Annotated in this window: 16 protein-coding genes; 7 read left to right on the top strand and 9 right to left on the bottom strand. The window is 49.0% G+C overall.

Going from position 1 to position 10,631, the window contains the following annotated elements; all coding sequences use genetic code 11:
• On the bottom strand, positions 1 to 202 hold a 202-nt coding region (locus L0156_09345), incomplete at its 3' end, for a hypothetical protein (protein MCI0603207.1).
• Positions 203 to 339: 137 nt separating this feature from the next.
• Here L0156_09345 and L0156_09340 point away from each other — a divergent pair.
• Both L0156_09340 and L0156_09335 read left to right on the top strand, forming a co-directional pair.
• Positions 340 to 687, top strand: a complete 348-nt coding sequence (locus L0156_09340; protein MCI0603206.1) for a helix-turn-helix transcriptional regulator — start codon at positions 340 to 342, stop codon at positions 685 to 687.
• 149 nt (positions 688 to 836) lie between these two features.
• Complete coding sequence (locus L0156_09335) at positions 837 to 1,130, top strand: hypothetical protein (protein ID MCI0603205.1); 294 nt, start codon at positions 837 to 839, stop codon at positions 1,128 to 1,130.
• 68 nt (positions 1,131 to 1,198) lie between these two features.
• Here the strand turns inward: L0156_09335 and L0156_09330 are convergent, their stop codons facing one another.
• The 4 genes from L0156_09330 to frdA are packed head-to-tail and all read right to left on the bottom strand — an operon-like array spanning position 1,199 to position 4,471.
• Positions 1,199 to 1,546: a fumarate reductase subunit D gene (locus L0156_09330; GenBank protein MCI0603204.1), complete on the bottom strand. Its 348-nt coding sequence runs from the start codon at positions 1,544 to 1,546 to the stop codon at positions 1,199 to 1,201.
• Positions 1,543 to 2,007, bottom strand: coding sequence for a fumarate reductase subunit C (locus L0156_09325; protein MCI0603203.1), 465 nt, complete (start codon positions 2,005 to 2,007; stop codon positions 1,543 to 1,545). Before L0156_09325 ends, L0156_09330 begins: the two co-directional genes overlap by 4 nt.
• The gene (locus L0156_09320) at positions 1,968 to 2,711 is read right to left on the bottom strand and encodes a succinate dehydrogenase/fumarate reductase iron-sulfur subunit (GenBank protein ID MCI0603202.1); all 744 of its coding nucleotides are present in this window, start codon (positions 2,709 to 2,711) and stop codon (positions 1,968 to 1,970) included. The genes L0156_09325 and L0156_09320 overlap by 40 nt, the downstream gene beginning before the upstream one ends.
• Positions 2,712 to 2,722: 11 nt before the next feature.
• Positions 2,723 to 4,471: a fumarate reductase (quinol) flavoprotein subunit gene (frdA, locus tag L0156_09315; GenBank protein ID MCI0603201.1), complete on the bottom strand. Its 1,749-nt coding sequence runs from the start codon at positions 4,469 to 4,471 to the stop codon at positions 2,723 to 2,725.
• 133 nt (positions 4,472 to 4,604) lie between these two features.
• Here frdA and L0156_09310 point away from each other — a divergent pair, with 133 nt between their 5' ends.
• Complete coding sequence (locus tag L0156_09310; protein ID MCI0603200.1) at positions 4,605 to 5,096, top strand: hypothetical protein; 492 nt, start codon at positions 4,605 to 4,607, stop codon at positions 5,094 to 5,096.
• A gap of 8 nt (positions 5,097 to 5,104) precedes the next feature.
• On the opposite strand, the gene L0156_09305 is transcribed toward L0156_09310, so the two are convergent.
• Positions 5,105 to 5,536 (bottom strand): type II toxin-antitoxin system VapC family toxin, encoded by a 432-nt coding sequence (locus tag L0156_09305; protein MCI0603199.1) that lies wholly within the window; start codon positions 5,534 to 5,536, stop codon positions 5,105 to 5,107.
• Positions 5,537 to 5,621: 85 nt separating this feature from the next.
• Positions 5,622 to 5,888 (bottom strand): DUF2191 domain-containing protein, encoded by a 267-nt coding sequence (locus tag L0156_09300; GenBank protein MCI0603198.1) that lies wholly within the window; start codon positions 5,886 to 5,888, stop codon positions 5,622 to 5,624.
• 128 nt (positions 5,889 to 6,016) lie between these two features.
• Between L0156_09300 and L0156_09295 the strand changes: the two genes are divergently transcribed.
• The 3 genes from L0156_09295 to murQ are packed head-to-tail and all read left to right on the top strand — an operon-like array spanning position 6,017 to position 9,212.
• Positions 6,017 to 6,670 (top strand): PIG-L family deacetylase, encoded by a 654-nt coding sequence (locus L0156_09295; protein MCI0603197.1) that lies wholly within the window; start codon positions 6,017 to 6,019, stop codon positions 6,668 to 6,670.
• A gap of 2 nt (positions 6,671 to 6,672) precedes the next feature.
• On the top strand, positions 6,673 to 7,467 hold the full coding sequence (nagB, locus tag L0156_09290) for a glucosamine-6-phosphate deaminase (protein MCI0603196.1): 795 nt from the start codon (positions 6,673 to 6,675) through the stop codon (positions 7,465 to 7,467).
• A 2-nt stretch (positions 7,468 to 7,469) separates the two neighbouring features.
• Positions 7,470 to 9,212 carry an N-acetylmuramic acid 6-phosphate etherase gene (murQ, locus tag L0156_09285; GenBank protein MCI0603195.1) on the top strand — a complete coding sequence of 581 codons (1,743 nt, stop codon included), beginning with the start codon at positions 7,470 to 7,472 and terminating at the stop codon, positions 9,210 to 9,212.
• 49 nt (positions 9,213 to 9,261) lie between these two features.
• Here the strand turns inward: murQ and L0156_09280 are convergent, their stop codons facing one another.
• Positions 9,262 to 9,711 (bottom strand): GGDEF domain-containing protein, encoded by a 450-nt coding sequence (locus tag L0156_09280; protein MCI0603194.1) that lies wholly within the window; start codon positions 9,709 to 9,711, stop codon positions 9,262 to 9,264.
• A gap of 104 nt (positions 9,712 to 9,815) precedes the next feature.
• A complete protein-coding gene (locus L0156_09275; GenBank protein MCI0603193.1) occupies positions 9,816 to 10,151 on the bottom strand; it encodes a response regulator in 336 nt (111 codons plus the stop codon).
• A 216-nt stretch (positions 10,152 to 10,367) separates the two neighbouring features.
• On the opposite strand from L0156_09275, the gene L0156_09270 reads away from it, so the two are divergent.
• Positions 10,368 to 10,631: ABC transporter permease (locus L0156_09270; GenBank protein MCI0603192.1), on the top strand; the 264-nt coding region annotated here is incomplete at its 3' end.

Genomic DNA, 10,631 nt, shown 5'->3' with positions numbered 1-10,631 from the left:
GGTCAGCATCTTCCTGGCTTTCAAAGAAGACAAGATCAAAATAGTTACCGTCTTTTCCTTTTATAAGCATTCTTTTCATAATTCCTTTCTGTTTATTTACAAAGCTAACCTGAAATACATCTGACGCTTTAAGGAGCGTATTTTCATCAATGCCTTTCTTTAATTTGATTGGGGCCAACTGAATATACATTTTCTTAATCATTTTGTTCGTCTCCATATTTTTATTGAATTTGAGGGTTATTTCTTGAAATATTAATAACTCGACCAATTTCATTTTAGCATTCACTATTTCTTCCGCAAGTATTTACAAAAATGTATGTTACTTACTATAATGAGAGCATGGATCGATACAGAATCAATGGTCGCGAATATGTCTGCCCTCTGCAGCTTGCGCTTAACGCCATGCTCGGCAAATGGAAGGGTCTGATTATCTGGATACTGCTCTATCAATCGAAAGTGATTAGGTACGGCGAATTGAGAAAAGAAATTCACGAGGTTGAGCGAGTGACTGACAGAATGCTCATTCAATCACTCAAAGAACTTGAGAGTGATGGGTTGATAGAACGGAAGGCATACCCCGTCGTTCCTCCAAAGGTCGAGTACAAACTTACCAAGGCCGGGCTGCGCCTCAAACCGGTGATAGACGCACTTGAGGCGTTTGGGGTCGCATACGAGGTTAAAAGGTAACGCCCATTCCTTTTCGTTCATTAACAACGGTTACGTTCGAGCACCAAACAGAAAGGTGGCAGTAATAGTGTTCTAATACGCGACTCCGAATGTTACGAATCAGAACACAGTAGTTGCAGGAATCGTTCTTCGCTCGTCATGTCGGCTTCATGGCACCTGGTTTGCTTCTAGACGGTCTGGCACGTTACCACGCGTTCACATGCCTGGGAGATGACGTGACGATACTTGGTACGAATGGCAGCGATACTTTGAATGGCACGACTAATCACGATGTGATTCAAGGTATGGGCGGGGCTGACCTGATCTTCGGTCATGACGGCAGCGATACGATTTGCGGCGGCAGCGGAAACGACAACATCGATGGCGGTTCCGGAACCGACATGTGTAACGGCGGAATAGGAACCGACACCGCGAACTGCGAGATTAAAGTGAACATTCCATAGCGAAGTAGTTGGCGCGATGAATCGCGCCCCTACTGAGAATACGTACCGCCGTCATCAAGATCAGAAATCTAAATGTTCCAGAGTGTAAATGCGGCTATCAGTGTTCCAACGATTGCACTGCCATAAGTTAGAACGGCAATGAGCTGATTCAAATGTTTCAGCTGTAATCCATCGTAGAGTGTAAAACGGAAACGATGCGCCCAATGGAAAAATGACAGTGAAATCACAACAAAAAGGAACAACCGGGTCAGGGGATGCGCTACCAGATCGAACATATGTTCAAAGGTAGGAGCCGCGATCCATCCGAGCGGGACGGCGAGTCCATTTAGAAAAAGTAAAACAGGAATGAAAAAAGCTGCACATGTGCCACCTGCGCCAAACAATCCCCACCAAAAAGGTTCGGTGCTCTTTTTCATTTCAGCAGAATCCAGGAGATGCCTAACGATAAAATGATCCAGGCCGCATAGTTTAAGACAACGATAACCTGCGGCGGAACTCGTTTGCTACCAAGGCTAACAACGAGAGCCTTCGGAGCAAGATTAAACCAGGTGATACTGTGAAATAGCACAAACAAGAATGCAACAGCATGAAGTAACACCGAAAACGGTGTCTTCAGCCATTCGAGGAATCTTACGTATGCCTCCGGGCCATCAGCCACCGCGCTAATTTGATAGAGTAAAATGCACGCGTAGAGGGCTACGGCGACGCTAGTCAATTCTCTTGCAATAAATCTTATATGAGGTAATTTGTGGACCCACCAAAAGATCGGTATCCTGGTGCGATACCATTTGGGATGATATTTCGTATACCACGGTTTCCGATTTACTGTTCCTTCCATCACCGGTTGCCCCACGGCATCAGGATCGATTTCCACCATTCCGTGGCGCCGGTTACTTTGTACCGTTGAATAGCCTCGGCCGGATCGACACCCTTTGGGCAGACGGCAGAGCATTCTTCCACCAGTGTGCATGCCCAGATTCCTTCCTCCTGCGAAAGAATTCTGAGCCTTTCCGATTTTCCCTGATCTCTACTATCCAGGTTGTAGCGCTGCGCAAGCGCAATAGCTGCCGGACCGATGAATGCCGGCTCCAAACCATAAACCGGACAGGCCGCATAGCAGATCATGCAGTTGATACACATGCTGTATTGTTTATATTCGGCAAGCTGAGCAGGGGTCTGGAGATATTCGCCCTCAGCCAGCGGTTTTTCTTGTTCCCGGATGATCCAGGGCTTGATCATCCGTAGCTTTCGCATGAAATCATTCATTTCGATTACAAGATCTCGAACCACAGGGAAGTTAGCCAGCGGCTCAACACGGATCGGACCGGGCAAAAACTTTTCCATGAAGGCAGCACATGTCAGCACCGGCTTACCATTGACCATCATGCCGCAACTGCCACACACACCCATCCGGCACGACCAGCGGTACGATAACGTTCCGTCAATGTTGTCTTTGATGTAATTGAGCGCATCCAGAATCACCCAGTCTTTTCGAAAGGGAACCTCGTAGTTTTGGTATAGAGGTTGGGCATCTTCTTCCGGCCGGTAGCGAAAAACCTCCAGTTTAACGGTGGTTGTCATATTGCTCCACTTTATCCATAGACACGCTCCCCGGGCGGCCAGCGGGTTATGCTGACCGGATGATATTCGATCCGTGGTAAGCCCTTTTCTTCTTTGTATGCCAAACTGTGTGCCAGAAAATTCTGATCGTCTCGATTCGGATAGTCCGTTCGCTGATGAGAACCCCGGGACTCCGTTCTCTTCAGTGCCGACTGTATGATTGTCTCGGCAATATCCAGCATGTAAGAAAGTTCGATTGCGGCGATCAACTCGGTGTTGAAAGTATAGCTGGTGTCATCAAGCGAAATGTTGGAAAATCTTTCCTGGAGATTTCTGAGGATTCCTTCGGATTTCCTTAAGGAAGCTTCATTACGATAGATGCCGGCTCCTTCCTCCATCGTCTGATGCATCTCTTTTCTGATTACAGCAATGCGCTCTTTTCCGCCAGTTTTTCTTAGAAAGCTATTCTCAAGCCGGCTGAGTTCGTCGGCTGTTAAAGCTTCGGCAACTTTACTGCGGCCGTTCACGCTTGATGCAAATTGTGCCGCAGCTGTTCCGGCCCGGGCGCCGAAAACCAGGAGTTCTGTCAAGGAATTCGAACCCAGACGATTCGCACCGTTGATACTCACGCAAGCTACCTCTCCTGCAGCATACAAGCCCTTCAGCGGTGTAGCGCCCTGAATGTCGGTGTGAACTCCACCCATCATGTAATGAACGACGGGGCGCACTGGAATCATCTCTTTTATGGGATCGATATTTTCATATTTCAAGCAGAGCTCACGAACAAAAGGAAGTTTGGAGTTGATCACCTTTTCACCCAAATGGCGGATATCCAGGTGAATGTAATCGCCGTATGGTCCTTTGAGCGTGCGGCCTTTCTCCTGCTCCTTCACAAAGGCCTGAGACAACCGGTCGCGAGGTCCTAACTCCATGGTGCGCAACACCGGTTTGGGTTGGGGTGTTCCGAGATTGTAATCTTGCAAGTACCGGTAGCCATCCTTGTTTAAGAGATAACCGCCTTCAGATCGAGCGGCTTCGGTGATCAGAATTCCTGTAAACGGAAGGCCGGTCGGATGGTATTGCACAAACTCCATATCTTTCAGCGGGACACCCGCGCGATAAGACAGTGCCATGCCGTCACCATTCTTGATATTGGCATTCGTTGTAAACGGAAACACTCTTCCACATCCACCGGTGCAAATGATGACAGCCTTTGCAGTGAGAGTAAACATTTTTCCCGTCGCCAGTTCGATGGCGACTGCCCCCTGACAACGCCCATCATCCACCAGGATTTTTGTAACGAAAAATTCATCGTACCTCCGGATCTGATCATATTTGAGACTCGTTTGGAACAAAGCATGCAGCATGTGGAAGCCCGTTTTATCAGCCGCAAACCACGTACGTTCTATCTTCATTCCCCCGAAAGGACGAACGGCCACAGCCCCGTCCGCTTGCCTGCTCCAGGGACACCCCCAATGTTCCAGTTGGATCATTTCCGGTGGTGCTTCTTTTACAAATGCTTCAACGGCATCCTGGTCGCAAAGCCAATCACCACCTGAGATTGTGTCGTATGCGTGATGATCAAGGCTGTCATTGGATTTAATGGCTGCTGCCGCGCCCCCTTCGGCAGATACCGTGTGGCTACGCATCGGATAGACTTTGGAAAGGACGGAGATCCTTAGCTTTGGATTCGTCTCTGCTACAGCAATGGCAGCGCGCAGGCCGGCGCCTCCGGCTCCAATGATGAGTACATCGTGCTCATGGATTTCATAATCAGCCATGAAAGAGAATTCTCCAGTTCGACTACTTATATATCAGCCCTGCAGCGATTTCAATATCTTTAGAAGGAGGGTTCCCATTGCCACTCACTCGATTTAAGATAAAGAGAAGAAGTAGGGAATCAGGAGAGTCATTATGTTTCAACTGAAACCGATCACAAAAGAATCGATCCCTCGGGCGTTAGAAAAAGCGGAACGGTACCGGTTGTTGAATGAACCGAGTGAAGCGGAAAGTATTTGTGAAGATATTCTTCAGGTTGAACCGGAAAATCAAAAGGCCCTCATCACACTCGTACTCGCGCTAACCGATCACTTTCAGTCCGGCGCCGGAATTCATCATGCGCAGGAAGTGACCCAACGCATTCAAGGTGAGTATCAGAAGGCATACTATTCCGGAATCATTTGTGAACGCCGCGGAAAAGCTCTACTGGACGCCGGCGGCCCCGGCTCCGGATACGCTGCTTATGATTGGTTGCGTGACGCGATGGACTGGTATGAAAAAGCTGAAAAAATTCGCCCCGCAGGTAATGACGATTCGATTCTGCGCTGGAATACTTGCGCGCGCACGATCATGCAAAATCACCTGCAGCCGCGCATCGAAGAACGAACCGAACTTCAGCTGGAGTAGTTTTGCCGCTACTCTAACAGGGGATTTACCAACTTTAAACCCGCAAATCGCAAAAAATCAGAATCATTCGAATGAAGCTCGCAGGAATGTTCGACTACCATTGCGGCAATATGGGCATTGGTCACCAGATTACCTCCTGCCCCGGCAGCTGATAAAAAATCTTTGAATATAGAAAAGTGTCGCGATCCTGGCTCTAAAGGTTGAACGTTGGGTCTGCTAAACCACTCTTCAACAATGGAACAACATTCACTCACCGGGAGTGGAGTCTCCAATACTTGCCGGTGAGTCATCAATCGAACAAAACCCAATGTGACAGCCCAGGGAATCGAAACCACCGTATCCTCGGAAAGAAGTTTTTCCCACCATCTTTTTGATCGCAAGTGATGCGGCGCCAACTCGTTATACGCATAAATCAGAAGATTGATGTCCGGAACGATCATCTAGTGTCCTGTAACACATGGATGTTTACTGTTCCTCCCCTTTATAAGGGGGAAGAATCACTTTAGAACCATGTCTTACACGGCACTAGTTCCGTTTCGGCGGCCCGATTCGCTCTTCGACGTCCAGTTGATCCACCAGTTGATTCAGCTTTTCAATGTCGACTCCAGGCCGAAATGCAGAACGGTGCGCACGTACCCGAAAGGGTTTCAATTTACGAACGGAAGACCGCGAAAGGCTAAATGCCAGTCGCAAAGATTCATTCAAAACCTGCTTAAAACTTTTCTCGCTGCGTTTCGCTCGACTTTTAAGTTCCCGGGCAACGTCATCGTCGATGGTGACGGTTGTTCTCATATACACATCATAGTGCTCAAATTATTTGCTGTCAAGATGCTCATTCGTTTTGCGTTTTTAGGAATTGACGACGTTTCTCTTTGAACATAATTTACGATTACGATCACGATTACGATTCAAGATTAAATATGAACATACTTCTGGTTTCCGCTCACCCGGACGACATGGAGATCGGAATGGGTGGCACCGCAGCAAAGCTGGCAGCGGATGGGGCCACTGTTACGTCGATTGTACTGACGGATGGGAGAAGATCACCAACGCCTTTTCATGTTGACCCAGACTCTCTCGTTGAGTTGAGACAGGAAGAAGCGCGAAGGGCCGGACGGGTCCTAGGGATTCAGGAAGTATTGTTTTTTAATTTACCCGATTTAAAGTCCAGCGAAAATTTTGAAACCGCTCGAAATCGCCTTCAAGAAACAATCAGCAGGATCGAACCTGCCGAAGTCTATACCTTGCATCCCCAACTGGATCGTCATCCGTCCCATCAATTGGCCGGCAGCGCCGTCTTGAAAGCTCTCAAGGGACGGACAGGCGTCACTCTTTGGACGTACGAAGTGTGGGGCCTTTTCAACCAGTGGGATCGGTTTGAAGATATTAGTAGCTTCATCAGTAAAAAGATTCAGGCGATCAGCGAGCACAAGAGCCAGGTTGCCTGTGTGCCCTATTCGGAAGGAGTAACAGGATTGAACCGCTGGCGAGCTATTTTTGCAGACCCTCAACAAACGACAATTCAAGCGGCATTTGCCGAAGTATTCATACGATATCCGGTCCCTGAGAGTTAGCGATGCTGGTAATCATCACGGAAAGCTATGAAACTCTCAGCGCGAAGGCCGCGCAGATCGTTGCGAATCATCTTTCAAAGAAACCGGATCTGGTTCTTGGACTTGCAACGGGTAATACGCCTCTTGGACTCTATAGAGAACTGATTCGACTGCACAAGGAAGAAGGACTCGATTTTTCGCGGGCCACAACGTTCAATCTGGACGAGTATCTGGGATTGTCTTCCACACATCCGCAGAGCTTTCACTGTTACATCCACCGGAATTTTTTGAATCATGTGAACGTTGATCCGAAAAATGTTCATGTGCCCGATGGTTCCATCCGCCAGGACTTTGAGCAGTATTGTGAACAGTACGAACAATCGATACGAAACGCCGGCGGGATCGATTTGCAGATCCTGGGGATCGGGAAAACAGGCCATATCGGATTCAACGAGCCGACATCAAGTCTGGCGTCCCGCACACGAATCAAAACACTTGCCGAGCTAACACTTCAAGAAAATCAAAAAGCATTTGGGCCGAATGGAAAAGTGCCTCCCTGCGGAATCACGATGGGAATCGGAACGATTCTTGACGCAAAAAAAATTCTCTTGCTTGCATCCGGTAACAGCAAGGCAGATGCTGTTGCGAAAGCCATCGAAGGTCCCATCACTTCAACCATCACAGCTTCCGCGTTGCAGATGCATGCAGATGTTACGGTCGTTCTGGAAGAAGCGGCGGCTTCCTCACTCGCATACAAAGCTTACTATCAGCGCGTTCTGGAAATGACTGTCCGGCTCACGCCGGAACGCGTGGAATAGCAATGGAAAGCGATACAAAACTTGTACTGGGTGTTGAAGGGGGCGGCACCAAGACGGATTGGATTTATTTGAAGTATCGCGATTCTAATACGGAGCTTGTAAACAATGGCCAATTGCCGCCTTCTAATTTGAAACTCACATCCGAATCGCAATTGGAGTGGATGTTTGAGCATCTTCCACAGGAGGCAACACACGTTGGAATTTTTCTTGCGGGTTGTGTAAATCAACAGGATCGAAACTATTTGTTGAGGCTTGCAAATGAGAGCTGGCCTGCTGCGGCAATTCAAGCCGGCAGCGATCGAGATTCCGGGTTGGCTGCGGCATTCGGGAGTGAAGATGGAATCACAGTTATCAGCGGAACGGGATCTGCGGTCACCGGACGGCGTGATGGCAGGATCGAAAAAGCAGCAGGGCGCGGACATCTGCTGGGAGACCGCGGTGGCGCTTATGTCATTTGCATGGAAGGATTGCGTTTGGCATTGCGCACTTACGATCTGGAACATCGAACGTCGATGCTTGCTCAGCAGATTATGAGAGACCTGGCTCTTACTCAGATGGAGGATCTCATCAACTGGGTCCAGGCCGCAGATAAGACATCGATTTCCAGACTGGCCCCCGTGATGTTTGAGGCGGCGCTCAATGGCGACAGGGAAATGCTGGCTGTGATTGAAGCAGGCGCTTCTGCGCTGGCCAAGTACACGGAATCGGTTGCCCGGTGGCTGAATTTTCAATCGCCCGAAGTAAAACTTCTGGGAGGCATCTTCCTGAATCACCCGAAGTATGTTGATTTGTACAAGAACGCATTAGATCCGTTGCTTCCAGCAAATGTATCCATATGCCATACGCCCGGCTCATTCGGCGCAGCATGGCTTGCTGTGAAAAATGAATTTGCGTTGGATCTGTCGCAGGCCAAAGAGATCTCACGCAGCGATCAAAAGGAGCTTGCGCGAGCGAGCACTGAACAGCAGAATCCACGATCAAGAAATTTGGAGAATCTCGAAACAAAAGATTTGGTCCGTTTACTGATTGAGGAAGAAGCTTATGTGGCCAACGCCCTTCAAGCGTGCAGCGTGGGATTGGAAAAAGCTGTCGATCTCGCGGTGGACGTGTTTGAAAAGGGCGGGCGCATGTTCTATACAGGCGCCGGAACAAGCGGCAGATTGGGTGTTTTGGATGCGAGTGAAGTGCCCCCCACATTCGGCGAATCTCCGGAGCGCGTGCAGGGAATCATTGCCGGTGGGGTCACAGCGCTCTACAAAAGCGTGGAAGGCGCTGAAGATGATCCGATACAGGGAGCGCTTGCCATCCGGCAACGAGCCGTTACTGCTCAAGATCTTGTCTGCGGAATCACCGCGAGCGGGCGCACTCCCTTTGTATTGGGCTCGCTTCAGGAAGCGCGCACAATCGGAGCTAAAACGATTTTGATCACCTGCAATCCCATGCGAAACCGCGAGGAACACTGGGACGTGGAAATCGATCTACCCACCGGACCTGAGCTTGTTACGGGTTCCACGCGGATGAAAGCCGGCACTGCAACAAAAGTCACTTTGAATATCCTGACGACCTGCAGCATGATCAAACTGGGTAGAACGCACGGTAGCTGGATGGTTGACTTAAAACCGGTGAATGCAAAGTTGAGGTATCGAATGGTTCGGCTGGTAAGTCATCTGAAGAATGTTTCCCCGGATCAAGCTGAAAAACTATTGGAAGCCGCCGGCTGGAACATTCGCAGAGCCTTATCGTAACTATTCGCTGTTTTTCTTTGCGTTTTTTGCGATCTTCTGTTCAAAAAAGTCACACACCCACTTCTATGCGATTTCTGCCTTTCTCTTTCGCTTTGTAGAGCGCTTCATCCGCCGCCTGAACGAGCTTAGTTGGTGATGTCTGAGCGAAATTTGTTGCGCACGCAATTCCTATACTGATTGTGAAGAGAATGGATCCAGTCGCTGATTCGGCTGCGACTTCCGCGACAGAACTTCGAAGCCGGTCCGACAGCCTATATGCATCTTCGATACAGCATCCGGGAAGAACGATCAAGAATTCCTCGCCTCCGTATCTGCCGATGCTATCGTAGGAGCGAAAAGTAGACCGGATCCGTTCAGCCGTGACACCTAAAACCTCATCACCGGCTTGATGACCGTACTGATCGTTAATTTTCTTGAAATGATCCAGATCAGCCAACAGAACGCTCACAGGTTTTTTATCACGCCGGCAGCGATTAAACTCCTTTGCAAGCTCTTCCAAAATGGCGCCATGATTAAGAAGTCCTGTCAGCGAATCGTGCCTTGCCCTTGAGAGCAGAGCGGATTGAAGCTCCAGGATACGAACGGCTGCGCGAACGCGGACCCTTAATTCGTCCGGATCAAAAGGCTTCTGAATGAAATCGTCTGCGCCGCTTCCAATGCTTCAATGAGATCTTTTTTCTCTTTTCTTCCGGTGAGCACAAGAATATAGACGTAGGGATTGTTGGTACAAATTTTTCGCACAAACCTGCAAACATCCGCTCCCGACATTCCCGGCATCATCCAGTCCAGGATCATGAGGGTTGGAGGATTTTCTTCACGTAAGACTTTTAGAGCTTCGATTCCATCTCTGGCATGTACAGGTTCATGGTCCCACTCCTTCAACGTCCGAACCAGCAGTTCACGGGAGATTCGATCATCATCCGCTACCAGAATTTTCATCTTTGGACTCCTAGCAATGCACCGAAGCAAGAGTCGTACCGTGATCCTCCCGACGAGAACAGAAAAAGTGAGTGGCCTTTTTTTAGAGCATGCTCATTCTTTGGGCATTCGCTCCGTTGTCCGTTTGCGGGATGGAATTTCCCGCATTCGAACGACCTTGTAACGAATGGCCGTCGAACTACTGTCTGGCACTATCTTTGCGTATCAGCTGATAATATGAATCCACTAATCCAGGATCTTCAGTATTCCTTACGATCCTATCGCCGCAATCCCGGTTTTGTTCTTGTGGTCCTTTTGATTCTAGGACTGGGGATCGGATTAAACACCGCAATTTTCAGCGCAGTGTACGGCGTCTTGTTGAAAAAGTTACCCTTTCCCCAACCACAGGACCTGGTCACGATTTGGGGAAAGCTTCCGGCAAATGGATTGGATCCACTCCCGGTATCGCCTCCCGAATACCAGGATTACCGCGAAAAAACG

This window comes from bacterium (genome assembly GCA_022616075.1).
Classification (GTDB): Bacteria; Acidobacteriota; HRBIN11; order JAKEFK01; family JAKEFK01; genus JAKEFK01.
The sequence above is the reverse complement of the archived record's forward strand: the minus strand, read 5'-3'. Positions and strand labels throughout refer to the sequence as shown.